Source organism: Myxococcus sp. MxC21-1 (assembly GCF_032612255.1).
GTDB classification, from domain to species: domain Bacteria; phylum Myxococcota; class Myxococcia; order Myxococcales; family Myxococcaceae; genus Myxococcus; species Myxococcus virescens.
This window is the reverse complement of sequence record NZ_CP123278.1, coordinates 2,075,643-2,099,787: the sequence shown is the minus strand read 5'-3', so window position 1 is coordinate 2,099,787 and position 24,145 is coordinate 2,075,643. Positions and strand designations below refer to the sequence as shown.

Sequence of the window (24,145 nt, the reverse complement as noted above, 5' to 3'; positions counted from 1 at the left end):
GCTTCTCACTCCCGCTTCAGTGTGACGTCGCGCGACCAGGTGCCGCCGAGCGAGCGATAGACCTCGACGCGATGGTTGAGCAGCAGCCGTTGCGCTTGCAGACTTGCGCGCTCGAGCCCGACCAGATTCGTCAGGGCGGTGAGCACCGTCAGATAGTCCGAATGCCCCTGCTCGAAGAGCCGCCTCGCCTCCTCCAGGAGCTGCTGCCCGAGCTGGACCTGCGCACGCAGGCTGCGCAGGCTCGTCGCCTCGTTCTCCTCCCGAACCACGGCATCCTGCACCCGTCCAATCGCGGTGTGCAGCGCGAGCTGGTATTGGATTTCGCGACGCTGGAGCTGGATCGGCAGTCGCATGTACTCGGTGACGCGCCTTCCATCGAACAGGGCCCAGGTCAGGTTCACCCCGACGACGGACTCGGCCAGGGCCGGCTCCGAGAGGCCGACCTTCAAAGCGCCCACGTTGCCCACCAGTTGAATCGTCGGAAGCCAGCTCGCCAGGTTCGCGTTGATGCGGTGCTCGACCTCGGCGACGCGCAGCTCCGCGAGCCGCATCTCGGGCGTGTTCACGTTCAGGTCGCCCGGCGTTCCGAGTTTCGGTGGGGGCGGGAGATCGGGAAGCTGTCGATCGAGTGGAATGACGTCGTCGGCGGGGGTTGGTACCCGGCCCAGCAGCGCCTTCAGCTCCGAATTCAAGAGCGCGTTCCGGGTGGCGATCAGCGGCACCTGCGATTCGAGGTTCACCAGCAACTGCTCCTGCTGCAGCACCACGAGCCGGGGCGTGAGGTGCTGCTCGAACCGCGCTCGAATCAGCCGGAGCAGTTCCCTGTTGTAGTCGATCTGCCGCAGCGTGAGGTCCCGGAGCGCGCGGGCCTCGAGGATGTCGAACCAGACCTGGGTGATCCGCACCGCGAGGTCCTGGATGCGGCCCTCGGTGAGCTGCCGCTGCTGCTCGGCGAAGTTCAATCCCGCGCGCCGCTGCGCACCGAGGGCTCCAAACAGGTCGACCTGGTAGGCCACGCCGAAACCGACGTTGGCGACGTCGTACTCGGCCCGGGTTGGCGGCGCGGGCGGAAGGTTGGCGTTGGCGACGACATGCCTCAGCCCCGCCGGGTTCAGGATGCCGACCTGGAGCGGGTACCACCAACCTTGCGGCACGTTGGGGTCGAGCTGGTTCTCGTAGATCAGCTCCCGCACTTCGCGCAGGACCAGGTTGTCGCCGAAGCACTCCTGGATGGCCGTGTCGAGCGCCGGATCGGCGAACGCCGTCCACCAGACTGCGTCCTGGGTGACGCGCTCGGCGGGCTTCGCGGGCACGCCCTCCTTCGGCGGCCGCGGGCTTGGAACCCCGCCCTCGGGTGCGCTGGACGGTTGGGTCGGCTCGGTGCGCAGTTCGCTGGCGGTCGAGTAGCTGCTCGGCGTCGGAGGCGGTTTGACGACGACGGGACGAATCAGCTCGCAACCGGAGCAGGTTATCGCGAGGAGGGCGAGCGTAAGTCGAAGTCTCATGGGTGGCTGACGACCACGAGGGCTTTCGCGTGGTTGAGGACGCAGCGCTGCGCGACCCGCATGGTCTCGGGATCGAGGGAGGCGAAGCTCTCGTCGAGGATGACCAGCTCGACCCCCTGCAGCAGCGTGCGCGCGATGTAGAGCCGGCTCTTCTCGCCGTGCGAGAGCTGCCAGCCGGTCTCGCCGATCATCTCCTCGAGGCCGGCGGGCATCTTGGCGACCAGTTCGTCCAGCCCCAGCTCCTTGCACAGCGCGGCGGCCTTGGTCCGCAGCTCGGGCGAGGTCGGCCACTCGCGCCCGAGCAGGAGATTGTACGCGAAGCTGCCGGACAGGACGTGGTTCTCGTGGAACTGCGGCGCGGCGGTGATGCGCTTGCGCCAGCCCGAGGAGCCGAACGTCGCGCGGTCCAACGCGTGCAGCAGCATCACACCGCCCTGCGGCGTCCTCAGGCCCGTCAACAGCGACACCAGCGTCGACTTGCCACCGCCCGATGGGCCCTCCAACAGGATGCGGTCGCCCTGCGCGATCTGGAACGAGCAGTTCTCGAGCACCGGCCGGGTGCGCGCGTCGTGCCGGAAGGTCACGCCCCGCGCCTCCATGAGGGTTCCGCTGGCGGCGTCGGTTTGCTTGCCTCCCTCCATTTCGAGAGGAACTTTCGATTCGAGCTCGGGGCGGCCCACCGCGAGCAACAAGTCGCGGATCTGCTCGAACGACACCGCCGCCTGGGAGACCTGCTGGAAGTAGACGGCGACCTCGTCGAAGGCTCGCAGCGCGAGCAAGATGCCGCCCACGGACACCGCCAGCGCGCTGGCATTGGCCGTACCGATGCTGAACGCCGGCAGCAAGGTCAGCAGGGCGAGCACCAACCAGCCGTCGCGCAAGAGCGCGGTCAGTTGCATGGTCCGGCGATCCATGACCTTCGAGATCTCGGAGTAGGAGCTCAAGCGGACGTCTTCGCCATCATGCCAGCGTTCGAGTGGAAGCTGCGCCAGCCGCGTTCGATGGCCGAGCATGCGCTCGAGCAGGTCGTGGGTGATCTCGACGCGCGCGCTCGACCACGCCCGCTGGACGCCGTAGTGGCGGCGCGCGAGGACGAACGCGACCACGACCCACAGGACGAGCACCATCGCCTGGGGCCACCCTCCGGCTCCGAGCACGAGGATGACGCCCGCCAGGATCAAGTCGACGAGCGACAACACCGCGAGCAGGGCGCCGCCGACCGCAAGCTGCTCGACGACCTCGGCCTCGGCGACGCGGCCGAAATGGCGGCCGATGCCGTCGAGCCGCACCTCGTCGGGGGTCAGCTTGAGGGTTCCCGCCAGGAGCTGCTGCTTCAGCAGCGTTCCGAGCCGGATCGAGAACACGCCCTGCCACCACACCTCGAGCATGCGGAGCGGAATCGCGCACGCGATCACCGCGATCCACCCCAGGAACCAGCCGGTCTCGAGGTGGGCCTGGAGCGCGGCGCGACCGAGCAACCAGAACGAGCCAGCCAGCACCAGCGAGAGGAGCGTGTGGCTCACGAGGATGCCGGCGACGAGCGACGGGATGTCACCGAGCAGCGTCCGCCGGCTCGCAGTGCGCCTGGGGCGCATGATCCAGCCGGTGCGCAGCTGCACCGGCCGAGCCGCTGCAACAGCATCTGTGAGCGGGCGTGCTCGCGCGCACGGGGCGACATCTCCACGCCACCGAGCAGCTGGTCCACCTCGGCGACGGTGGCTTCCTGCTCTTCGCGCAGGAGCGTGAGCGCGCTCTTCCTCTGGACCGAAACCACCGTGGCGTCGCGCGCGAGCAGGCGCAGCTTCCCGCGCCGCGTCCCCAGCAGCACCAGATAGGACGGAACGCCGTCTCGCCGGACCTGGAGGATGCAAGGCGCGGCGCGTTCGAGGACGTCGGGCAGCTCGTGGTAGAGCGGAGTGATCGGCTCGAGCTCCACGCCGAGTCGATCTCCGAGCGCGAACATCCAGACCCGGCTCGGCTCGACGGCCGCCGCGGGCGGGGCGATCTCGCCCGCGGCCCTGCCATAGCCTTGCCTCTGCGCCAGCTGCTCCAGCGCGTCGGGCAGTCGCTCTACCGGCCACAACAGGTCGGAGTCCGAGCGCGTCATCCCACCAGCTCCAACTCGCCTGCGGCGCGCTCCGCGACTGGCTTCTCCACCGGCTTCGGCGCCGGCCTCTCCACCAGTTGGCCGTCCGAAAGCCACCAATGGCGCCAGCGCCCATTGCCCCAGAGCAGTGTGCGATTCTCCTGGTCGGCGCGAAGGAGCACTGCGTACCGCGACTCTTTGTTCGCGAGCAGCTCCTTCGGCGGCCCGTTCTCGAGGATCCGACCGTTCTCGATCACGAGCACGCGATCGAACTCCTGGGTGTGCTCGACGTCGTGGGTGACACAGAGGAGCGTGATGTCTGCCCAGAGCCGCCGGGACTCGGCGAGGAGCCGCGCGCGCCGGTCGCGATCGAGACCGCGAAAGGGCTCGTCGAGGATGGCCAGGCGCACGCCGGAGCGAAGCATCGCGCGCGCCAGGCGCACGCGCTGCCCCTGGCCGCCCGAGACCAGCCCTCCGCCTTCGCCCAACGACGTCTGCAGCCCGTCTGGAAGCGCCTCGAGGATGTCGAGCATCTCGGCGCCCTTGAGCGCCCCCGACAGTGACCAGCCGTGCGCGCCGTCGTTGCCATACCGGAGGTTGTCGATGAGGCTCTGGTTCCAGAGACTGATCGCCGGATCCACCCAGGCCGTGGTGCGCCGCAGCCGCTCGACAGCGGCCTGATCGAGCACCTGCCCGTCGACCTTGATCTCGCCGCGCGCCGGCCGGAGCCAGCCGAGCAAAAGGCCGACCAGCGTCGACTTGCCTGCTCCGGAGACACCGACCACGGCCACGTGCTCGCCAGGGGCGATGTTCAAGGAGACCTTGTCGAGGATGGTGTGACCGCCACCCTTCACGCGGACCTTCTCCATCACGATTGAAACGCCGCTCGCGGCGTCCGCGGACGCGACAGGCTCCTGCACTGGCGCCTCGGGCCGGTCCGGCGGATCCTTGATGTCGCCGATGACGTCGAGGAGCCGGCGAACCCGGTTCATCGCATTCGGGAACGCGCGGCTCAGCAGCATCAGCCGCTGGCCGAGGATGGGCAACCGCAGCGCCCAATAGACGACCAACAACACCAGCGAAGCCCGATCGGTGCCCGCGAGGTACGAATAGACGAGCAGCATGACGAGGCCGTAGCTCACCAGCATCAGCCCGCCTTCGAACCCGACCGACAGCGTCTGGAGCCAATAGCGCGCCTTGGTCCAGCTGACGAGCAAGGTCTCCTGCGCGCGGCGCAGCGACCGCTCGGCGCCGTGGATCCGGATCGGCGTGAGCCCGACGAGCGCGTTCAGGGTGAATCCGCTGAGCGCGCCTGCGTGCATCTGCACGCGCAGGTCGGGCTCGAAGAGCAGCTTCTGCGCGACCAGGGGCACGAGCAGCGTGACCGCCGCGAGCGCGAGCACGATGTGCCATGCGTGCGGCGCGGCCCAGATGAGCGCGGCGGTGATGCTCGCGACTTCGAGCGATAGGATCAAGGCCTGCGCGAGCAGGAGCGGCAGCGACCGCATCGCCTGGATGTTGTGCGTGCGAGACGCCATGTCGGAGGCGAGCCGGCTCTGGAAATAGCGGTCCTCCATCTCGGGAAGCTTCTCGAAATACGCCTTCCGCAGCCGCACCTCGAGCCGGCGGCCGATGCCGAGCAATCCCAATGAAATGGGGATTTGGATGAGCATGAAGCAGAGCGCGACGCCCGCGAGGACGGCCATGCCCGTCGCACGCTGCGCGAACGTGCCGAGGTCGCGCCCCAGGTCGAGCACGCCACGGAGCATCAGCGCTTGCAGGATCCGCCCGAAGGTGGCGAACACCAGTCCCACCGCAATCAGGCCCGGAACGACCCACGAATCTTCGCCTCGCAGGCGGAGCAGCGTTCGCGCCGGGCTCACCTGCTTGGCGACGAGCTCCGTCGCCAGGTCGCTCGCGAGCACGGCTTTCGGCGCGTCTTCGCCTGCGCGCGAAGCCTCGCGCCAACCGCGAACCCGCATCAGCACCGCGCCGGTCATCGACAGCTCGCCCTCCGCCTCGGGGTTGGGGCGAACGGACCAATAGGCAGCGGGGATGGGCACGTCGCCGGAATCGTCCTTCGCCATCATGGATTGCAGCAGACCCGCCGCCGTCCGGCCTCGCCGGACGGCGCCCGCGCGGATCATCGCTTCGGACGCCCGGCACGCGGCGTCGAGCCGGCGATCGACAGATACCCGGGGTCCTCGAGCGCCCGGGCAACCAACGCCCGCGCCTGCGTCGCACCCAGGTTCAGCAGGCGGCGCTCGAACGTCGCGACCGCCTCCTCGGACCCGGCCCATTCGCGCCAGCCGGTCGCCGGAACGGACGTGGTGTGCTGGTACAGGTGGCTCAGCAGCGTCGAAATCCGGGTCCAGTGACGGCCCGCCGCCGGGTCCATGACCTGGATGAACGGGCCGACGCGATTCCACAGCACCACGAAGTGCGGCCGTCCTCCCGCGCTGAGCGTGACGATGATGGCGGGAAGCGCCTTGGCTTCGGGGACCATCACGTGATCGAGCGGAAGCATCACCTCCTCGGCGTCGAGCCCGAGCTGGTTCGCGACTTCATCCAAGGTGACGATCGAGGTGCCATCAACGTCCGTCTGACACACTTCGCGAAGGACGCGATAGTTGAGCTCGACACCCATCCCCGCGAACAGGCTCTTGAGTGAAGCGGGGCCGCAATCCGTCGCCGAGATCTGGATCACCTCGGGAATGATCGAGCGCCGGCGCCTGGGAGGAGTCATGGTCAGCGGGCCTCGGCTTCGGGCCGGAACACGGTCACGGGCCGTTCTTCAGGCTGTGGATTCCATTCGCCGACCGCCCGCATCAGCAGCGCGACAGGCGACGCCCGCGCGACCTCGACCTCCACCGCCAGGGTCATGCCGTGACGCAGCTGGATGCGCGGATCGTCCGGCGGTGCGAACTTGAGCTCGACGCGCACCGTACCGGGGATGGCCTCGGGCGTGGCGGTCTGGCCGGGTTCGGTCCCGACGGCCGTCACCCTGGCGGGGACTGTCCCATAGATGGTCATCGGGTAGCCGTCGAGCTTGAGGCGCGCCGTTTGACCGGGATGGATCAATCCGACGACCTCCTTCGGGAAACGGGCGCGCACCCGCACCTCGGCATTGCTCGCGACGATGGTGCCAACCCGCTGCCCGTCCGCGATGAACGCTCCCGCGCCGAGCTCCGCCACGTCGACCAGGTGGCCCGTGGCCGGCGCCCGATACAGCTTCCGCTCGATCTGGTACTCGAGGCGGTCGATGGTGCCCTGGAGTTCCCGGATCCGCCCCTCGGCGCCCAGCGCCTCGCGCTCGAGTTCCAGCAGCTGCGCGGCGAGGGCTTGACGGCGCACGTTCTGCTCGCGCCGCAGTCGGATGAGCGCCGGCCCTGCGCCGTCTGCGCGAAGCGGAGCGCGTCGACATCGGTCGAGCGCTCGAGCTTCTCCATCTCCGAGACCGCGCCCGTCGGGCTATTGAGGGCCAGCTGCTCGCGTTCCACCGCGAGCCGGTGCCTGGGCGCGAGCTCCTGCTCCCTCCCCAGCGCCTCCTTGACTGCGACCTCGTCCACCCGTGCCGTCAAAGCCGCCTCTTCGTGCTTGTTGGTGATCTGCTGGCGGATGATGGCGAGCTCCTTCTCGGTCGCGGCGAGCGTCGCCTTGCTCCGCTCGAGTTCGAGGCGCTCGGCCCGTGCGTCGAACTCGATGAGAAGGTCGCCTTCCTTGACCTCCTGGTCGAGTTTGAGCAGCGAGAGCACGACCCTGCCCGCGCTGGGCGGCTCGATGCGATGGACGGCGTTGTGTGGCTCGATCCGGGCCTGTGAGCTGGCCTTGACGAGCGGGACCTTGGCGAACAGCGACCATGCGATGAGCCCGCCGGCACACAACACCATCAGAGCGACGAACACGAGGCGCGTGTCCGACTCGTAGCTCAGGGAACGAAGGGTCCGCTCGAAGGGATATGCCATGGTCCGCCAACCAAAGTCGCCTTAATGGTCTTGCCATGTCAACACCTCGGCCACTGCTTTGTGATTCACGCTCCCATTGCCTGAATACGAGCACCTCGATGCGACGCGGGACTTCGTCCGCATCGCCGCAATGCGCCACACATTGATTTCTGGCTCGATTTGACATCCAACTTCAAGTTCACTTAGCGTTTAACTCGAAAGGAGGCACGACATGAAGATCAAGATCCACGTTCGCGGCGGCCCGAAGGCGCGTTAGTAGTCAGGCGTTTTGATGCCAGCTGTTAAGGCTGGTCGTTCCTCGTTTTCGATCACCAGAGGAGGGCTGATGAAAATTTTCCATCAGCCCTCCTCTTATTTCTGGTTCTGGCAACGTCTTGATCTTGCAGGTGCTCGTTCCTGCCAGGTTGCTCCAGAACCTCTCATGCGCTTGAATCGAATATGCGCTGCATGCGGGCGCCCCCCTCCCCTCCCGCGAAGGTAGGCAGGATGGCGCGGCAGCGACATGTCTCTGAGGCCGTTGCTGGAGGGGCCGAGATTCTATGCCGCTCGGCGCTCGTACCGGTGGTGGAGCCCGAAGACTTCCCGCAGCTCTATCACCTTGGCTCCGCGCTCCGGGCCCTGCACCTCACGCCGCTCGGGCGTATCCTTGCCGAGCGACAGGTGCGTCCGGCTCGCGTTGTACAAGTGGTCTCAGAATTGGGCGAGCAGGCAAGGGGGCGATGCTCAGGCCGCTGATCGACATGGAGGGGATGGCCATGTTCGAAGCTGACCGGTGGACCTGACTGATGAACAGTGGAGCCTGATTGAGCCGCTACTCCCCGCGAGGAAGCTGAAGCGGGAGGACCGGCCTGGGCGAACGCCCACGCCCTCACGGGCGCTGTGGGCCGGCATCCTGTGGATTCTGCGCACCGGGGCCCAATGGAGCGAGCTGCCGCGGGAGAAGTATCCGCCCTACAAGACGGTCCACCGCTGGTTTCAGGGCTGGGTAAGGGACGGTACCTTCCGCGCCGTCCTGCGAGCCTTGGCCCTGGACCTCAAAGAGCGCGGAGGATTCGACCTGGAGGAAGGCTTCGTCGACGCGTACTTCGCCTCGGCGAAAAAGGGGGCCCTGCGTCGGGAAAACGAAGCGGGGCAAAGGGACGAAGGTCATGGCAGCTGCAGACGGCGCTGGTCTTCCTCTCGCCATTGGCGCGGCAAGCGCTTCTCCCCACGAAACCAAGCTCCTCGAAGCTACGCTCGACGAGAGCCTCATCGACGAGCTTCCCGAGCGGCTCATCGGCGACAAGGCCTATGACGCTGATAAACTCGACGAGCGACTGTGGCACCAGCGGGGAGTGAAGCTGATTGCCCCGCACCGTCGAGGGCGCAAGACGAAGACTCAGGATGAACGTGAGCTGCGTCGATACCGCCGCCGCTGGAAGGTAGAGCGGCTTTTCGCCTGGCTTCAGAACTTCCGTCGTCTCGTCACCCGCTACGAGGTGAAGGTGGAGAACTTCCTCGGCTTCCTCCACCTCGGCTGCATCCTCATCCTCTTGAGGCAATTCTGAGATCACCTCTAGTAGCGCTGGTACTCGCGAAGCATGCGCCGAGCGTGGGCTTCGTTCAGGACGACGACATGGTCCAGCGACTTCAGTCGATTGGGTGACGGACATCACGTACGTGCCCACACGCGAGGGCTGAATGTACCTGGCTGCCGCGCAGGACCTCTTCAGTCGGCGCGTCATCGGCTGGGCCATGCCCCCTGCATCGACCGACACCTGGTGTTCTCGGCCCTCGACATGGCGCTGAAAGGTCACGATCCCCCTGTTGTCCCTACCCAAACTTCGGCCTCTGCGTCATGGGTGCGTCGAGGCACGTTTGGAAGCGCGTCAATGCAAGAGAGCGAGGGCAGATCAAGCGAGTCACCAACCGGTGTGGCAAATCGCTCGATGCGCCACACCGGTAGTCCTCCTCGTCTGAATTCCATGTCCCCGATTTCGCGCCGCAGTCCTTTGTCTCTTCCGGAGACGAAACGCCATGCCGGCCACCACGACACCGCCCCCACCGCTGTGCCTACCCAAAATTCGGTCGCTGCGTCATGAGGGTATCAAGACCACTTGCGGCAGTGCGTCAAGGCGAGTGAGCGAGGCGCACACAACGACGTGCAATGAAAACAGGCGCGGCTCGCAAGGATGCCTGAAGTGGCCATTCGGCAAGAGGGCGCATGCCAGGAACTGCGCTTGGCGCTCAGAATTCGTACCGGCCCGCCAGACGCACCTGTCGGGGCAGTGCATACGCGGGTTGCACGGCCACGTCGCGGCCCCAGGCAAGCGTGGACTGGGGCTGGACGTCGAGGCCGTTGAAGATGTCGAGGTGAAAGTGAACGCGCTGCCGCGCACTCACGCGATAGTTCACGCCCACCTGGACGTCCAGGGTGTGCATCCATGGCTCGCCCGGGCGTCTCGAGGATGAGACGTGAGCCCGCACAGGGTCAGGCCACTGTGAGCAGGTGGGGACGAACGGCTCGGCCTCTGGTCACTGGCAGCGGATGGGGCCTTGCTATGCTTGCAAGAACCTCACGACTTCTGGTCTCGACTCACCCTCTTCGCACCGGGGGCTGCTCGGCGGCGATGGGCTTCGGTGGACATGTCCACGAGTGGCCCCGTTTCGCGTGTGAGCGCGAGCAGCAGCGCTCGTTCTTCGTCGAGCTCGCGCTGACCGAGTTGTCGCTGAAAGAGCGAGGCCATCGTCGCGCCGTCGCAAGCTCGAGAGATAAGCACGACACGTTGAGCGTCGAGGCCATCGTGCGCAAGGCGCTGGCTCCAGCGCTCGCCCGCTTCGCGGATTCGGCGCACCACCTCCGGGACTGTGCCGAGAATGCCCACGAGCGTGGCGCGCTCGTGCGCGAGCGTACCGTCGGAGAGATCCTCGAAAATCGAGCGGATCCACGCGCGCGCAAAACTGCCGGGAGCCGTGTCCGCCGGGTCCAGCGCCCGGGCAACCGCAGCGTCGACTTCCTCCACCAGGTGCTCGACGAGGCCGAGCAGGAGCGCCTCACGGGTGGAGAAGTGGTGCAGCAGTCCGCCCTTGGAGACACCCGCCTCGCGCGCAACGAGGTCCAAGCTCACACCTGCGCCGCGCTCGGAGATGACACGCGCTGCGGTACTCAGGAGCATGCGCCGGGTACGGGCCGCATCGCGTTGTGGTCCAGGCATGCGACTTTCTACCCTCTGAGAGCAACCTACCGTCCAGCCGGTTGATAGCCCACCGTAAGAGACGTTGCTAACGAACCGTCTAGACGGTACGTTATACCATGGAAATTCGCGGTGCCCATGAAGTACCGCCCAAGGAGTGGGATGGGCCACGCCCCTCCCTGCCTGACACGGAGCGGCGAACGCCCTCCGAACCGAGGAGCGCGACAATGGGTTGGTTCTATCTCGTCCTTGCGGGACTGCTTGAGATTGGCTGGCCGTTCGGCCTGAAGGTGGCGCAGCATCCCGAAACCCGTTGGAGCGGGGTTGCCATCGCCGTCGCGTTCATGGGCTTCAGCGGTTTCATGCTCTGGCTCGCGCAGCGCCACATTCCCATCGGGACGGCGTACGCCGTTTGGACTGGCATCGGTGCCGCCGGAACGTTCCTGATCGGGGTGCTGTATTTTGGGGACCCTACGTCCTTCGCCCGGTATCTCGGCATCGCGCTGATCGTCGCAGGGGTCGCGACGCTCAAGCTGGCGCACTAAGATCGGCCCCCGATTGAAGGGGCCCCCTGCCCTCTCCTCCGCTGGGCCACCTGAGGACCTCTCGGGCGCGACGCAGGTCCAACTCGCGCTCCAGTGGAGTGAGCGCCCTGGCGCGGGCCTCACCTGTTGGAGCAACCTGCGAAATGGGTTGATGAGGCGCTCGCGCGCAATCCGGACCTGGAGGCGCGGCTGCTGCCGCTGGCGGCGGTGCGCGCATCCAGGGCCACGCCGTCATCATGACGTCCACGACTTCGGCGCCGACCGAGCCGCCGTTCGTGCGGAGAGAATGCGTCTGGAGGCCCTCACCTCGCGGCCCTGGAGCCGCGTTTTCGCCGCCGTGGGCCGTGAGAAAGGGCCCCCAATGGGGACAGCCACGGCATGCCGTCTGCAATCTCGCAAGGCATGAAGCTGAACCGAATGAATGCCCCACGCCGCGCGCCCCTTTCGCCAGGCCCACGAACGCTCCCGATGTCCAGACGTCGCGGTGGACTCGCCCTGGCGCTCTGTCTGGAACTCGGGAGCACTGCGGCCCTGGCGGGCTCTGACGAGCCCCCCGTCGCGAAGGGCACGGTCCTCGTCGAGGGCCCCATCGACACCGTGAACGGGTCAAGTACGGTGAAGCGAATCAACTGCCAAGGCCCCTTCTGTGTGTGGCTCGTGGTCGACGAGCTCGGGCCATGTTTCTACGGGGTCTGCACGAACAAGTTCATGGTGCTGTCGGACCTCAAGGGGAAGTTCGTGGGGGCGTCGCGTTCGCTCGACTCCTGGTCAACGAGCACCCCGAGACTCATCGACGCGGAGCATGTCGAGCTCGTCACCCGGAGCAACCACGAGCACTTCACTGTCGTCGACAATGGCCTGGATTCGACCCACGTGTCTCGGACTCTCCTGAAGGTGTCTCGGGATGGCACGCGTTTCAGCGAGGCTCCCAGCCAGACGCCGCAGTGGACGAAGCCTGGTGTTCAGCGCGTGGCCCCGTCCTCCGCCCCGAAGCCCCCCGAGCCACAAGTCGTGAGTGACGAACTCCTCGCTCGGGCCCGTGCCCTGTGTCCCACGGGCGTGACCTTCAAGCCGGTGGACTACGCCTGTGGGGACGGAACGTGCATTCTCCTGCTCACGGGGTCCGAGTCTGAGCCCGACGCCGGGCACGAGGAGCCCACCGCGAAGCCGGCGTCCGAAATCGAGGGTCCGTTCTGTGGCGTCATGGTGAAGGGAGAGGACGTCCAGTTGGCCTCTCTCGCCGAAGACGCGACCTCGGTCAGGTTGACGCCCAGGAGTTATGTGTTCTCTGGGCCCGTGGGCATGCGCGGCTCGACGGAAGAAATGGAATGGCTCTCCCGGACTCGGCCGGGATACATGTCCTTCACCGACACCGTGGGCGTGGTCGTCAATGGGAGCAATCCCTATCCCGTGAGGTTCGCGGAGTCCGCCGACGCCGCGCTCGCCCTGGCTCCCACGGTCCAGGCTTTCACCCTCGCCCACGTCACCTGGGGACTTGCTGACTGGACGGGCTCAACCGACCTGGCGTTCGCGTGGCGACTGGCCCGGGCGGGAGAGGCGTTCGCCCTCTTCGCCGAGGTGCACGATGACAAGGTGTTTCCCCTCGGGAAAGGCACAGGCCTGCATTCGGACCACCTGGAGCTCACCGTGCCGCGGTATCCCGGCGCTACCTTCAAGGTGAGCGTCCTGCTCGCGGCGGGAGGAAGAATCGAGGCGCGTGACTGGACGGGAGAGGCGAACACGGTGATTCCTTCCATCCAGGGCACCTGGCGCAAGCGTCCGCGTGGCTACGAGGTGACGCTCACCATTCCTGTGGCGAACCTCGGCATGGAGGAATCATTCGTGCCCTCCAACTTCTCGCTCGCGGTCTCGGACTCGGATGCACGCGGCAAGCAGGAGACGTTGATGGGGCACGACGGGGCGCTGCGCTTCTGGACCGAGTACCCGCCGAGCATCACCGAGTACCGCGGCAGCGCCCCCTGGAACTGACGCGAGTTTCCTTCTTCGACGGTGGACTGGGACGAGTCCCGACAGTGGGTTTCGCGATCCCTGGCGTCGCGCTGAGCCCTGGCACCAGTCGAGGATGACGCCAGGTGTGTCTACCCAAAATCATGGCCGATACCGCTCCGCCTCCTTGAAGAACTACGCGAGCGAGGAGTCCAGCAGCGACTGGCGGGACTGCATGTACCGGCGAGCACGGAGGAATGGCAGCCAGACGCGCTTGTTAACACGCACCTGGGACTCTTCCATCCTCACCCGCAGCACCTACCCCCGCCTGCATTGGGGTCTCAGCACTCTGGGGGCCCATTCGAAGTACCGTGCATGAAATGACGCGTTCGCTGATGCGCGCGTGGCACGGCCCCCAATTTCCGGTAGCCACGAGAAGCTGGTTCCTATCGCGACGGGGCACGGCTAAGGCTTACCCAGAACACGCACACGTCTGGATTGGCGTGGACGCGGAAGCATCTGGCGCCTGCGAGGAAGCCCCACGCCGGGTGGAAGTGTAGACACGCTGCGACTGTCCTGGACCGCTGGCCCGTGTCTGCTCACGGCGCCAGGGATACTCCGTTCCACTTGAGGTTCTCCATGCGTTCATTGCGCCGTCTCACGGCCCTGCTGCTCCTGCCGCTCGCCTTTGGCTGTGGTCAGGAAGGTCTCCCCGAAAACGAAGCCGATTCGCTCTCCGCGCGAGCTGACCCGTTCACCACCAGCCGGGGGACGGTCCAGAATGCGTGCGGCAACGCGGACACCACTCCGCAGATCTTCAGCAATACGCTGATGAGCCCTGCGGCCCTCAATATCGGCGGCGGCGCACCCGCGAATTGGAATCCCGAGAGTGGCCGCCTGAGCCGCGGTGGCATCGAATACGTCTCCGCCAATGGCCTCCGCTTCGAGCTCGTTACCGACAAGTGCACGTACATCAGAGAGGTCAAAGTCGGCTCGCGCGTCGTGACACCGACGTATACCAATGGCTATTGGTATTCCGCCCAGGACTCCTCGTACCAACCCGCGGACCCCAGCCGTTACGGCTACAACTTGTGGATATTCTTCCCCTATCTGGGAGATGGCTCCACGAACCAGGTCACCATCACCGTTGGGCGCACCTTCGGCAGCGGCACCGCGACGTACAGCTTCCCGATGGTGCAAGTCGATAGCGTCGAGGCGAGCTCCGTCCCCGCCCCCATCGGTTTCTCTCGTGCCGAGCTATGGAACATGTTCGGCAAGGCGCTCTACACGAAGTTCAATGGCGCTACGAATTCGACCGTCATCAGGTCGTCGGACGGCTCCACGCGCCGCATTTACGGCTACGACCCGAATAGCCTCCAGCTCTCCGTCACCTCGAATGGCGTGGGCTTCTCGTTCAAATTCAAGACGGACCTCGACAATTGGTGCGACCCGACGATTCGCGCCTATGGCACCTTCAAGCTGAATGCGAACTCCTCCGGCATTTCGGTGCAATGGGTGAATGCGCCCCAGGCAAGCCTCGAATGGCCGCTCCGGTGTGTGGCGGTTCAGGTCGTTCCCATTCTCGGCCTCGTTCCTACCCTCATCTACGACATCATCGAGAGCGAGGCGGCGAACAGCATGACTTCCACCATCGAAAGTTCCATCATCGATTCGCTGCCGGAGACGACAAACGTGCAGCTGTTCCTCGATGGCTCGACGACGCGCAGCAACGAACTGCTCGTCAATCTCAAGCTGCCGGCGCCCTCCATCAAGCTCAACGTCCCGTACGACGCGTTCGACATGAACCGAAGCGCGACGCTCTTCCCCTCGGGCGAAAACCTGACGCTGCTCGCGAGCGGCTTGGGCGTGAATGACTACGTCGCCGGTGTGTCGCCCCAGACGACGCTCTACTCGGGCCCCAATGGCGTTCCGCGCTACGGCTCCACCACGTGGCCGAATGCACAGACGTTGAGCCGTGCGACCAACCCCGTTTGGAATGGCCTGCCCATCGCCCGCTTGCTGGCGCGCATGTCGCCGACGATCCTCTCCACGTCGACGTACCAGTACACGCCGGGCTGTACGTTCAAGGCGAACAACATGCTCGGCCGAGCGTCCGTGCGCTTCGGTGTGAATGACACGGTCACGGATGCGCAGCGCCTTCGCGGCATCTTCGGCGCCGCCCCAGGCTACTCGCTGCGGGTCGTCTTCCTGAACGACTTCAGCACCTCGATCGCGGATAACGCTTCCCGGTGCGGTGTCACAACGTACGGCCCCATCTACGGCTCGGATTTGCCCGTCCTGGCGAATCCGTAGTTTCCCTGTTGGATGGGCGTGCCTGCGCGCGTGACGGCAGGTATTGCCGTGTACCTTTGTTGATGGTCGTGTGAGACGCATAAGAGGGATGGGTGCCCTGTTGAGGCTGAGGGCACCCTTCATCTAGGGGCTGTCCCTGATTTCGTGTTCGCCAATCGACCTCGCGGGCCGGTTATCCGGCCCATCGAGCTGGGTCCCCATCGGAGCTGCTGGCTGGCGCCAAGTCTGATCAACGCGGGCTGTGCGCCGACATGAATTGAGCGATGCCGAGAGGGGCCGCATCGAGCCCCTGCCGAGGACGCCGCTTTCATCGCGGATACCGGCCATGACGCCGACCGCATCCGCGCCAACGTTCGGAACCTCAGGATGAAGCCTGTCATCCACTCGAACCCGAGCCGTAAGCGAGCGTTGCCGTTAGACCGCCCCCTGTACCGGCTGCGCTACCGGGTGGAGTGCTTCTTCCACGACCTCAAGCATTTTCGGGCCGTCGCCACCCTCCATGACAAGACGGCGACGAGCTACCTCGCCGTCCTGCATGTCGCATCCATGCTTCTTTGGCTGCGCTCATCAGGGACAGCCCCTAGTCTTTCTCCTCCTGCAGCTCGTTGAGGAACGCGACGATGGCGTCCACCTGCGCATCGCCGAGCATCTCATCGGTGAAGGCAGGCATGGCGCCCACCCCATGACGTATCTGCGTACGCATGGCCACCGACGGCAGGGGCTTGTTGTTGATGGCCGGCCCCAACCCGGCCGCGCCGCCGGGGTGACACTGGTTGCAGTGGCGCATGAAGAGGACTCGGCCCTCCTGCTCCTGCTCGGTGAACTGCCGGGGCGCGCCGAAGGGCGGGCCCCGGCGCGCGGGGCCACAGGCCAGGGTGGTGAAGGCGAGCACGGCGAGCAGGGTTGTCCTCATGGCTTCGCCTCCGGGGTCGCGCGAGTCACGCGCCACAGCACGCCCGTCTGCTGGAAGGGACGGAAGTCTCCCTTGCCCTTCACCAGCATGACGCCGAAGTCGACGATGTAGAGCGCCCTGCCGCTGGGCTCGAAGCGCGCGTCGATGGGGCGCTCCAGGCCCGCCTTCCGCAGCCGCGAGGCCGGCCCTCCGCTGCCCTTGTCCTTGTTGGCGACGAAGTCCTCGATGACGCCATTGGACACGTCCACCCGAACGACCTTGAAGCCCACGGGCGCCATCGTTTCGCCCGTGTCCGGGGCCTGGTCTCCGAACTGCGCGACAAAGGCCTCGCCCACGTGGCCGAAGTCCGGGTTGCGGGAGAAGTCGAAGCGGTTGGACGACGAGTGCACGCCGAAGGCGGCCACCGGCTGGGGCGGCGTCCCTGGGGGCGCTTGCAGCACGCGCTTGGGCACCTCGCCACCCGGCACCTTGAACCACTCCTGATCCACGGGCTTGCCACCGGCGAAGTCCGGAAAGCCATACCAGCCGCCCGGCTCCACCTCCCACATCCAGTCCGCAGCTCCGAAGAGCGGCCGGCTGCCGCGCACGTCGTAGCCGTTCTCGGTGACGTACAGCCGGCCGTTGGGCGCGAACGCCAGGCCGAACGGGTTGCGGAACCCCCAGGCCACCAGCTCCGGTGTGGTGGCCTCGGGAACGAGCCGGAACACCGCACCGCTGCACGGCATACCGCCCTTGATGACCTGCCCCGGCTTCGTCTCCGTGCCGAACGGGACGAAGGCACCCGTGAGCACCTGGCCCGACTGCAAGGCGAGTGGGTTGGCGCTGGGGTAGTTGACGCCGGCCAGCGTGACGTCGCGGCAGGGCACGTCGTGGAAGGCCGGGTTGCGTTTCAGCCACCCCATGCTCGCGTTGTCCGGGCCCACGACGCCGGAGTTCGTCGCCGTGCCCACCCCGAAGTAGAGCGCGCCGTCAGGTCCCACGACGGGGCCGTTGGTGTGGTGGTCCCCCAGACTGGGCAGGCTGGAGACGAGCGGCGTCATCAGGCCACCCGGGGTGACGCGGACGATGCGGCCACCGCCCTGTTCACCGCCCTGGGCGACATAGAACGCGCCCTGGTGCCAGGTGACGCCCGTCCACGGCTGATGCTCGCCCTTCGCCACCTCGGTGAGGCGGCCGTCCTTCTCCACCCGAAGCAGCCTGCCCGGAGCGAAGTCCTCGCCGTAGCTGTAGCCGGACTCGGTGACGTAGGGCGTGCCCTCTCCGTCGAAGGCGACGCCGGTGGGGTACGTCAGACCGGTGGCCACGACCTCGATGCGGTAGCCCTCCGGCACGGCCACGTCGAGCGGATCCACGCGGCGGGGCGGCTTGAAGTCCGTCTTGCCGCCGCCCCCGCCTCCAAAGAGGTGGAAGCAGCCGGAGAGCAGCAGCGGCGCGCACGCCACCAGCAGGGGACGCGCTAGGAGCGGAATTCGCATACGCGGCGAGGGGCCTCGGGTGGAGAAGGGCGAGGCGCTCGACGCTACGAGCCGCCTGCCCCGGCGACAACGCGGGGGCGTGGCAACGGTTGCTTTCGCGACGGCCTCGCGGAGCGGAGTGTCCGCGGTCCGCCATTCTCCCAGCGCGACGAGCCACTGCGGGCCAGCGCGGGGCCTGGAGCGACGTCTTCGCGAAGACGCGCATCGCCACCAAGGCGGACCAGAAGCTGATGGAACTGCGCGCCACCACCATCGCCGTCTCCAAGGACGACGCCCTGAAGATGTCCGTTTGATAGAGGTCGGAATTACGCCCTGTGCCTACCTCAAATTCGGTCGCTGCGTCATGGCGTGCGTCAAGGCGAGTGAGCGAGGTGCCCCGGCCGCCCTCGCACCGCAGGTACCTTGGCAGCAGGCCCCTCCTCGCGTGCGGAGTGCGGCTCGCGTCCTCGCCCTGCAAGGGCAAGCTGGATGCTCCGGGCCTGTCGGCCCCTTGCACGGCCTGGGGACGCTCGCCGCCGGCGCGGTGTCGGTGGGCCTCGAAAATGCTGCTGGGGGCTGATGCTCGTCCTGATTCAGGCGCTTCACATCCAATCTTCTGCCCTCTCCACCGGGGGGCCAAGCCCATCGGTTTCAACCTTGGGGCGAGGAACACCGTAAACGCCGCCTTCGCCAGGCTCACCCGCAAGCCCCTGCCCGCCAATGTCCTCCAGGATGCCTTCTCCCGCATGGAGCCCAGCCGGCCCCGGTGCCCTCCGCGCTCGCCACCGCTGCGGCCCACGCGAAGGAGCCGGGCTTCATCCCCGACGCCGGCGTCCAGGGCCTGGTCGCCCTGAGCGTCCTGGACGAGGTGCGCGGCGCGGCGAAGCAATAGGCACCTGCTACCATCGGTGGATGACAAACCACCTCGCCTGCATCGGAATCCACGCCAACGACAAGGCGGCATTCGGGCACGTCATGGATTCCCTGCTGGAGCACACCACGACCGCGGGCACGACGCGCGACCACGAGTTGAAGGTGTGGTCCGACGCTTCGGGTGCGAGCTACAGCTTCGTCTTCAACCACGCGGGCAAGGTGCAGTGCGCCACCCCGGGCTTCCGGGCGGAGTCGCGCCTGCGGGTCCGCGCCACCGGCTTTGCCGCCCACAAGAGCTGCCGCTTCTGCGACCCGCTGGAGGTCGAGTTGGAGGACTCCGAAGGCCACGTCCTCTACCCATCCGCCACACAGCTCGATGACCTCGTGCTGGTGCGCGAGTGCATCCAGACCGGCATCGTGCTGGAGCTGGCGCAGTGCGCGTTCGCCGAGTCGCTGCAGGCATGGCCGGACAAGGCGGCCTACGAGGCCTCGCGCAAGCCGGGGAAGGCGCTGCTTGGCTCGCAGTTCTTCATCCCCAACCCTGCCTCGCTCATGTCGAAGGGCAACCCTCCTCCGCCCGTCAAGCCCCGAGCCCACTTCACCGGGCACGTCGAGGCCGCGGACGTGCGCACCAACGGCGTCACCGGCCACCCGTTCCAGCACGCCCTCGTGCGGACCTACGGAGGCACTTATGACGTCCTCGCGGCGGCCGACGAGGCGACGCCCCGGCTGCAGCCCGGCAACATCGTGAGGGGGACCTTCTGGCTGGTGGCGCGCGTGACGGCGGGGCTGGGCTGAGCCCGGCCGCGAGAGTGGCCATGACCTTGCGCATGAAGGGCACCAGTTGTGCCTACCCAAAATTCAGTTGGAAAGACCGAGACCCTACGCAGCGCGGCGCTCGTACCAGTGGTGGAGCCCGAAGACTTCCCGTAGCGCTATTGCCTTGGCTCCGTGCTCCGGGCCTGCACCTCACACATCTCGGGCGCATCTTTCCCGAGCGACAGGCGTGTCCGGCTCGCATTGAAGTAGCGCTGGTACTCGCGCAGCAGGCGCCGAGCGTGGGCTTCATTCAGGACGACGACATGGTCCAGTAGCTCCCTAGCGGACCGCCAGCGACAGGAGAACCAGGCCGCGAAGGGGGCAGCGCGCCTGCCTGCCCCCTTGCGGCCGTGACCTCAGGGCGCGGTCACCGGGCAGGGCCACCAGGAGGGCGGCGAGTCCCGGTCATCCCAGGTGCCGTCCCAGTAATCACGCAACGTATACGCCACCGTGTTCGCGGTGGAGCAGAAGCGCTCCGGATGGGGGTTCACATACAGCACCTGCTCGAGGCGCGACGCGGCATACACATACGTGCCGCAGCGCTGGGTGCTCCCCGGAGGGGGCGGCCCTTGGGTCGAGGCGCGCACCGTGTCAATGAGGACCAAGGCGTTGGGCTGAACACAAGCGAGCTCCAGGAAGGCCTCTTGCGCCTCCAGGATGATGTTCAGGTCCACCTTGCGCGTCTTCAGGAAGCACTCCTCGGAGGTTGACGTGTAACGCACCGTCAGCACCGAGTACCCCTGAGGAACCTCCGGGCAGTTCGGGAACATCTTGTTGAAGATCGGGTGAAGCGCGCCCTCGCGATACACGATGCTGGAGGTCTCCGTCGAGTCTTCGCTGAAGCCCTCTTGAAACCCGACGACGATGTCCGTGCTCGAAGTGGCCTCGTTCGAAACCCGGTCCAACTTCCTGTTGCCGTTGCCGTCCACGTACGCCAGCACATGTGCGACGCCCAGCCAGGAGCCCTCCTCCCCCATCAGTGCTCCAGGCTCCGGCAGGCGACGGAGGGGCATGCTGAAGGTGTTGGGGAAGCGGCCGTCCACCTGGACTTCCACCCCAGGGTGGTGGAACGACGACTTGGGGCTCAGCCGCTGGCAATTGGCGAAGCCCCCCGGGGTCGTTCCCTGGACGATGCAGTCCACGACGGCCTTGGGCCAGGTGTCCCAGAGGAGCGCGGCTCGCAGCCGGTCGGCACTGCCCAGCTCGGATGAAGCGGTGTTTTGGAGCGTGCCCTCGAGCGTGAGCATCGGCTCGTCTTCGGCTTCGTCCCCCAGGACACCTCCACATCCCACCAGCGCCAGCGTGAGCAGTCCCCACTTCCAGAAACCACGTCCCATCGTCGTCATATTGGCTCTCCTCTCGGTCCACGGGAGCAATCCCATGTCACGTGACAGGCATCAGCCGGGAGACACGCACGCCTGGCTTCGGAAGCGCTCGGGCCACCGGGTCGATGCGAGCAAGGAGACGCGCGAACAGCGCGCCGTGGGACATGGCTCCAGACGTCACAGTCCCCAGGTGCAACCGAGCATCAGTTGTGGTGCGAGTTGCGTCCTGAGCTCGTCGTCCTCGCGCATCAACGCGACATGGCCGCCCAGCCGGGCGAAGAGGCCCGTGCTCGCGCTCACCGGCACCTCGGCGGAGAGCGTGGCGAGGATGGCTGCTCCCGCGCCCGCGCGCGTCCGCGACGCGGGCAACCCCACCTCCCGGCGCCGCTCCGCATCCGGGCTCGTCGCGCGCTGGACCAGCCCCAGCACGCCAACGCCCGCGTGGGCGCCCGCCCAGACGCGCCCCACCGAGCCGGCCAGGCCCAGGCCACTCCACAGCCCCATCTCGACTTGCTCGAGCTTCTGCGCGGCCGTGGAGCCCCGGGTGGCGCCCAGCGTGAGGCCCCCGAGGAAGGACAACCCCCGTCCTCCAGGTCCCTCGCGCGCGAGCAGCACGCCCACCTGCGGTCCCCAGCCTCCCAGTTGCGTCGAGGAGCGCCCAGCGCCCAGCGCCGCTTGAAGTCGCCGGTGCTGGCGTCCAGGAGCGCGCCCTTCCGCTGGTGCAGGGCTAACGTGCGAACCTCCAGCGACTCGGGATTCAAGCGCTGCTTCTCGCCCCAGGGCAGGTACACCTTGCCATAGAGAACCTGGGGGCCGCGCCGCACCTGCACGCGGTAGCGGCTCGAGGGCAGTGCGACGCTCACCGGGTCCTCGGCCCGGGGCGCCACCTCCGCCATCACGTGCAGCGTGCGCTCGTCCACGAGCACGACGCTGTCCCCCACCGCGGCGGGGAGCTCGAGCCGCGCATGGGCCCGCGAGAGCGTGGTGAGGAACAGGTCCCCTTCTCCCGCGAGCTGACTGGACAGCTCCGGGTGCTGCACCGCCGCCGTGGAGGCATGCGAGCCCGCGAGCGTGCGATGATAGACGTGGGCATACGCTTCCGTGAGCGAGACGCGGCCATCGCCGTCCACATCCGCCGCGCCCCGCAGGCCCGAAATCAGGTGGTGCGTGAAGAACGAGCCCCGGAGGCTGTCCGACTCCTGCGCCACCTCGTATGCCCCGGCGGAGGCGATGAACACGCGGCCCTCCGGCCCCACCTGCCGGAGGAAGGAGACATCGAAGGCGGGCGCGGACTTGAGCCCCTTGGACCGGCCGCGCACGAGCGCGCCACTGTGACAGGCGTCTAGAATGGCGACGGTGACGGTGGCCGGGACCTCGGCCAGCAGCCGCTGCAGCTCCGCGAGCGGGAGGGCCTCGCCTCCCAGGCGCAGCGAGGCCTCGTCGCCGTGCCCCGAGAAGAAGAAGAACAGCAGCGTGCGCTCTCCGGCGCGCCGCGCCTCCTCGATGCGGCCTCGCATCCGCGCCAGTCCCAGTTGGAGATTCGAGACCGACTCACCGCGCAGGAGCAGGCGGCGGTCCTCGGGCACGCCGCCAAGCTGGCCGAAGACCGCGTCCATGCGCTCGGCATCCTGCTGAGCCCAGCGCAGGGGCTCATCCGAGTCCAGGCCCAGGTTGTGTCCCACGCTGATGGAGAACCGGCTCTCCGCGCTCGCGGCCGAAACGGAGAGCAGGACGAGCAGCGCGCCGAGCACGCGCGAGCCTCGGGCGCTCACGGCAGCTCCTTGGGAAGCGGACGCAAGGCATGGCGGGTGCCGGGGAGCGGCGTGAGTGTCGGCGGGAAATCGACTTCCCGCACCGCCTGCTCCAGCCAGCGTTGGACGGCCTCGGGCGAAGGTGCATCCCCGGCGTCGGCCGCGAGCACCATCACCAGCGCCTCCTGCTCGGGGGCATCGTCCAGTTCCAGGCTCCCGGGCAACACCCACCGCCCCGGCCCCAGGGTCAGCGCCCCGCCCGTGGTCGGAAAACCCTGGAGTGGCGTGACGCGGCCGCGCTCACTCAGCGCCAGCACATAGAGCGCGCCGCCCTCCGCGTCCTCCACCTCCACACGGACGCGGTCTCCGGAGCGCAGCACCACGCCGGGCCCCTGCTCGAAGACGGCCTCGCCTCGCTTGACGAGCACCCGCGCGGTGAGGCCGCCGCGCACGCGCACCCGCTCCACCTCCTCGAACGTGACGAGCCGTGGCAGCACCGCCGCGAGCACCACGCCAAGCACCAGCACGGGCTGGCTCCAGCGCCAGAGCTCGCGCCAGCGGCGCCGACGCGGCGCCTCCAGCCGCGCCCGCATCGGACCGAAGGGACGCACGAGGGCGAACGCGGCCTTCTCGGCCCGTCGCTCGCGCAGGTACGCCGACAGCGCGGGCGAAACGCGCGCCGCCTCCTCCACGCGCCGGGCCTCTTCCGCGGAGAGCTCGTCACACAGGTAGCGCTCCAACATGAGGTCCGGTACGCCTGGGAAGCGAGGAATGGAGGAGAGGCTCATGCGGGGGCCGTTCCCTTTCTCGGCTCAAGACGGGGGGCGACGTCCAGGAGCCGCCGCGCGGTGTCGAAGAAGGCCTGCAACTTGCGCTGCACCGTCTTGCGCGAGACGTCGAGCAGCGCGGCGATCTGCTCCTGCTCCAGCTCATCGATGAAGCGGTGGGCCACGACGCGCTGGACGTCCTCCGGGCAGTGGGCGAGGACGCGCCTCACCAGGTCCGCATCCACCAGAAGCCGCTCCAGCACGGCCTCTGGGGAAGCGATGACCTCCGGAAGCGGCGCCAGTCGCGTCAGCGCGAGGGAGGCCTCGGTGCGCCGGCGGCGCAGCACCGAGAAGCACTGTCGATCCGTCACGGTGAGCAGCCACGACAACGGAGAGCCTGCGGCGCGAAGCGGCTTCAAATTCGCGTGGACGCGCAGGAACACCTCCTGCGTCGAATCCCAGGCCAGCGCCTCGTCGCCGAGCAGGCGCAGGCAACGCCGATGCACGGCCTCACCGTAGCGACGGTAGTAGCCCTCGGTCTGCTCGACCTCGTTCACCGGCTTGCGCACGGACGGACCTCACCCCTGGGCCGATACCCGCCCCATCGTCAGTCTCGCCCGATATGGGCGTTGGGGGAGGCTCGTCCCCCAAAGCGAGACGCATGGCCCTGATTCCGTGGGACATTTCCCGGGCGCTCTGCTCTCGGATT

At 67.3% G+C, this 24,145-nt stretch carries 24 protein-coding genes and 3 pseudogenes; 11 read left to right on the top strand and 16 right to left on the bottom strand.

What is annotated here, in order from left to right; genetic code table 11:
* Positions 1–5: 5 nt before the first annotated feature.
* Genes QEG98_RS09865 through QEG98_RS09840 form a run of 6 tightly spaced genes read right to left on the bottom strand, consistent with a single transcriptional unit; the run spans position 6 to position 6,945 of the window.
* A complete protein-coding gene (locus QEG98_RS09865) occupies positions 6–1,505 on the bottom strand; it encodes a TolC family protein (RefSeq protein WP_316566556.1) in 1,500 nt (499 codons plus the stop codon).
* Complete coding sequence (locus QEG98_RS09860) at positions 1,502–3,124, bottom strand: ABC transporter ATP-binding protein (RefSeq protein ID WP_316566555.1); 1,623 nt, start codon at positions 3,122–3,124, stop codon at positions 1,502–1,504. Before QEG98_RS09860 ends, QEG98_RS09865 begins: the two co-directional genes overlap by 4 nt.
* Positions 3,025–3,612, bottom strand: coding sequence for a hypothetical protein (locus tag QEG98_RS09855; protein ID WP_316566554.1), 588 nt, complete (start codon positions 3,610–3,612; stop codon positions 3,025–3,027). Before QEG98_RS09855 ends, QEG98_RS09860 begins: the two co-directional genes overlap by 100 nt.
* Entirely contained in the window at positions 3,609–5,681 is a 2,073-nt protein-coding gene (locus tag QEG98_RS09850; RefSeq protein WP_316566553.1) for an ABC transporter ATP-binding protein, read from the bottom strand. Before QEG98_RS09850 ends, QEG98_RS09855 begins: the two co-directional genes overlap by 4 nt.
* A 53-nt stretch (positions 5,682–5,734) precedes the next feature.
* On the bottom strand, positions 5,735–6,298 hold the full coding sequence (locus QEG98_RS09845; protein ID WP_316566552.1) for a cysteine peptidase family C39 domain-containing protein: 564 nt from the start codon (positions 6,296–6,298) through the stop codon (positions 5,735–5,737).
* Positions 6,299–6,339: 41 nt separating this feature from the next.
* Entirely contained in the window at positions 6,340–6,945 is a 606-nt protein-coding gene (locus QEG98_RS09840; RefSeq protein WP_316566551.1) for an HlyD family efflux transporter periplasmic adaptor subunit, read from the bottom strand.
* Positions 6,946–7,184: 239 nt separating this feature from the next.
* Between QEG98_RS09840 and QEG98_RS41790 the strand changes: the two genes are divergently transcribed.
* Positions 7,185–7,412: a hypothetical protein gene (locus QEG98_RS41790; RefSeq protein ID WP_410477991.1), complete on the top strand. Its 228-nt coding sequence runs from the start codon at positions 7,185–7,187 to the stop codon at positions 7,410–7,412.
* A gap of 681 nt (positions 7,413–8,093) precedes the next feature.
* Here QEG98_RS41790 and QEG98_RS09830 read toward each other — a convergent pair.
* Positions 8,094–8,240, bottom strand: a complete 147-nt coding sequence (locus QEG98_RS09830) for a hypothetical protein (protein WP_316566550.1) — start codon at positions 8,238–8,240, stop codon at positions 8,094–8,096.
* A gap of 88 nt (positions 8,241–8,328) precedes the next feature.
* Here QEG98_RS09830 and QEG98_RS09825 point away from each other — a divergent pair.
* From QEG98_RS09825 to QEG98_RS09815, 3 pseudogenes are all read left to right on the top strand, one after another.
* Positions 8,329–8,508 (top strand): annotated as a pseudogene (locus QEG98_RS09825) (transposase); the annotation flags it as partial.
* Positions 8,509–8,641: 133 nt separating this feature from the next.
* Positions 8,642–9,103, top strand: a pseudogene (locus tag QEG98_RS09820) (IS5 family transposase); the annotation flags it as partial.
* 73 nt (positions 9,104–9,176) lie between these two features.
* A pseudogene (locus QEG98_RS09815) lies at positions 9,177–9,308 on the top strand (DDE-type integrase/transposase/recombinase); the annotation flags it as partial.
* A gap of 474 nt (positions 9,309–9,782) precedes the next feature.
* Here the strand turns inward: QEG98_RS09815 and QEG98_RS09810 are convergent.
* Positions 9,783–9,977, bottom strand: a complete 195-nt coding sequence (locus QEG98_RS09810) for a hypothetical protein (protein ID WP_316566549.1) — start codon at positions 9,975–9,977, stop codon at positions 9,783–9,785.
* A gap of 134 nt (positions 9,978–10,111) precedes the next feature.
* Positions 10,112–10,657 (bottom strand): TetR/AcrR family transcriptional regulator, encoded by a 546-nt coding sequence (locus tag QEG98_RS09805; RefSeq protein ID WP_316566548.1) that lies wholly within the window; start codon positions 10,655–10,657, stop codon positions 10,112–10,114.
* A gap of 299 nt (positions 10,658–10,956) precedes the next feature.
* Here QEG98_RS09805 and QEG98_RS09800 point away from each other — a divergent pair, with 299 nt between their 5' ends.
* The 4 genes from QEG98_RS09800 (at position 10,957) to QEG98_RS41785 (ending at position 16,143) form a co-directional block, all read left to right on the top strand.
* Positions 10,957–11,274, top strand: a complete 318-nt coding sequence (locus tag QEG98_RS09800; RefSeq protein WP_141617289.1) for a DMT family transporter — start codon at positions 10,957–10,959, stop codon at positions 11,272–11,274.
* A 468-nt stretch (positions 11,275–11,742) separates the two neighbouring features.
* Complete coding sequence (locus QEG98_RS09795; protein WP_316566547.1) at positions 11,743–13,263, top strand: hypothetical protein; 1,521 nt, start codon at positions 11,743–11,745, stop codon at positions 13,261–13,263.
* Positions 13,264–13,860: 597 nt separating this feature from the next.
* The gene (locus tag QEG98_RS09790) at positions 13,861–15,534 is read left to right on the top strand and encodes a hypothetical protein (RefSeq protein WP_316566546.1); all 1,674 of its coding nucleotides are present in this window, start codon (positions 13,861–13,863) and stop codon (positions 15,532–15,534) included.
* A gap of 255 nt (positions 15,535–15,789) precedes the next feature.
* Entirely contained in the window at positions 15,790–16,143 is a 354-nt protein-coding gene (locus QEG98_RS41785; protein ID WP_410478065.1) for a transposase, read from the top strand.
* Here the strand turns inward: QEG98_RS41785 and QEG98_RS09785 are convergent.
* Positions 16,115–16,447 (bottom strand): cytochrome c, encoded by a 333-nt coding sequence (locus QEG98_RS09785; RefSeq protein WP_316566545.1) that lies wholly within the window; start codon positions 16,445–16,447, stop codon positions 16,115–16,117. The two genes, QEG98_RS41785 and QEG98_RS09785, sit on opposite strands and share 29 nt — an antisense overlap.
* Positions 16,444–17,922: a hypothetical protein gene (locus tag QEG98_RS09780; RefSeq protein WP_316566544.1), complete on the bottom strand. Its 1,479-nt coding sequence runs from the start codon at positions 17,920–17,922 to the stop codon at positions 16,444–16,446. The genes QEG98_RS09785 and QEG98_RS09780 overlap by 4 nt, the downstream gene beginning before the upstream one ends.
* A gap of 89 nt (positions 17,923–18,011) precedes the next feature.
* Here QEG98_RS09780 and QEG98_RS09775 point away from each other — a divergent pair, with 89 nt between their 5' ends.
* From QEG98_RS09775 to QEG98_RS09765, 3 genes are all read left to right on the top strand, one after another.
* Positions 18,012–18,215 carry a hypothetical protein gene (locus tag QEG98_RS09775; RefSeq protein WP_316566543.1) on the top strand — a complete coding sequence of 68 codons (204 nt, stop codon included), beginning with the start codon at positions 18,012–18,014 and terminating at the stop codon, positions 18,213–18,215.
* Positions 18,216–18,667: 452 nt separating this feature from the next.
* Positions 18,668–18,793 carry a hypothetical protein gene (locus QEG98_RS09770; RefSeq protein ID WP_316566542.1) on the top strand — a complete coding sequence of 42 codons (126 nt, stop codon included), beginning with the start codon at positions 18,668–18,670 and terminating at the stop codon, positions 18,791–18,793.
* Positions 18,794–18,876: 83 nt separating this feature from the next.
* The gene (locus tag QEG98_RS09765; protein ID WP_316566541.1) at positions 18,877–19,572 is read left to right on the top strand and encodes a hypothetical protein; all 696 of its coding nucleotides are present in this window, start codon (positions 18,877–18,879) and stop codon (positions 19,570–19,572) included.
* 377 nt (positions 19,573–19,949) lie between these two features.
* Here the strand turns inward: QEG98_RS09765 and QEG98_RS09760 are convergent, their stop codons facing one another.
* From QEG98_RS09760 to QEG98_RS09740, 5 genes are all read right to left on the bottom strand, one after another.
* Entirely contained in the window at positions 19,950–20,939 is a 990-nt protein-coding gene (locus QEG98_RS09760) for a hypothetical protein (RefSeq protein ID WP_316566540.1), read from the bottom strand.
* 156 nt (positions 20,940–21,095) lie between these two features.
* Positions 21,096–21,218, bottom strand: a complete 123-nt coding sequence (locus QEG98_RS09755; RefSeq protein WP_316566539.1) for a hypothetical protein — start codon at positions 21,216–21,218, stop codon at positions 21,096–21,098.
* Positions 21,215–22,690, bottom strand: coding sequence for a caspase domain-containing protein (locus tag QEG98_RS09750; RefSeq protein ID WP_316566538.1), 1,476 nt, complete (start codon positions 22,688–22,690; stop codon positions 21,215–21,217). Before QEG98_RS09750 ends, QEG98_RS09755 begins: the two co-directional genes overlap by 4 nt.
* On the bottom strand, positions 22,687–23,457 hold the full coding sequence (locus tag QEG98_RS09745) for a hypothetical protein (protein ID WP_316566537.1): 771 nt from the start codon (positions 23,455–23,457) through the stop codon (positions 22,687–22,689). Before QEG98_RS09745 ends, QEG98_RS09750 begins: the two co-directional genes overlap by 4 nt.
* Complete coding sequence (locus QEG98_RS09740; RefSeq protein WP_316566536.1) at positions 23,454–24,005, bottom strand: RNA polymerase sigma factor; 552 nt, start codon at positions 24,003–24,005, stop codon at positions 23,454–23,456. The genes QEG98_RS09745 and QEG98_RS09740 overlap by 4 nt, the downstream gene beginning before the upstream one ends.
* Positions 24,006–24,145 lie beyond the last annotated feature (140 nt).

What these genes read in the sequence shown, in the direction of transcription:
- QEG98_RS09850 (WP_316566553.1), bottom strand. Translation starts at nt 5,681, where the DNA reads ATGATGGCGAAGGACGATTCCGGCGACGTGCCCATCCCCGCTGCCTAT.
- QEG98_RS09790 (WP_316566546.1), top strand. Translation starts at nt 13,861, where the DNA reads ATGCGTTCATTGCGCCGTCTCACGGCCCTGCTGCTCCTGCCGCTCGCC.
- QEG98_RS09855 (WP_316566554.1), bottom strand. Translation starts at nt 3,612, where the DNA reads ATGACGCGCTCGGACTCCGACCTGTTGTGGCCGGTAGAGCGACTGCCC.
- QEG98_RS09810 (WP_316566549.1), bottom strand. Translation starts at nt 9,977, where the DNA reads ATGCACACCCTGGACGTCCAGGTGGGCGTGAACTATCGCGTGAGTGCG.
- QEG98_RS09785 (WP_316566545.1), bottom strand. Translation starts at nt 16,447, where the DNA reads ATGAGGACAACCCTGCTCGCCGTGCTCGCCTTCACCACCCTGGCCTGT.
- QEG98_RS09745 (WP_316566537.1), bottom strand. Translation starts at nt 23,457, where the DNA reads ATGAGCCTCTCCTCCATTCCTCGCTTCCCAGGCGTACCGGACCTCATG.
- QEG98_RS09795 (WP_316566547.1), top strand. Translation starts at nt 11,743, where the DNA reads ATGTCCAGACGTCGCGGTGGACTCGCCCTGGCGCTCTGTCTGGAACTC.
- QEG98_RS09760 (WP_316566540.1), bottom strand. Translation starts at nt 20,939, where the DNA reads ATGACGACGATGGGACGTGGTTTCTGGAAGTGGGGACTGCTCACGCTG.
- QEG98_RS09800 (WP_141617289.1), top strand. Translation starts at nt 10,957, where the DNA reads ATGGGTTGGTTCTATCTCGTCCTTGCGGGACTGCTTGAGATTGGCTGG.
- QEG98_RS09865 (WP_316566556.1), bottom strand. Translation starts at nt 1,505, where the DNA reads ATGAGACTTCGACTTACGCTCGCCCTCCTCGCGATAACCTGCTCCGGT.
- QEG98_RS09780 (WP_316566544.1), bottom strand. Translation starts at nt 17,922, where the DNA reads ATGCGAATTCCGCTCCTAGCGCGTCCCCTGCTGGTGGCGTGCGCGCCG.
- QEG98_RS09765 (WP_316566541.1), top strand. Translation starts at nt 18,877, where the DNA reads ATGGATTCCCTGCTGGAGCACACCACGACCGCGGGCACGACGCGCGAC.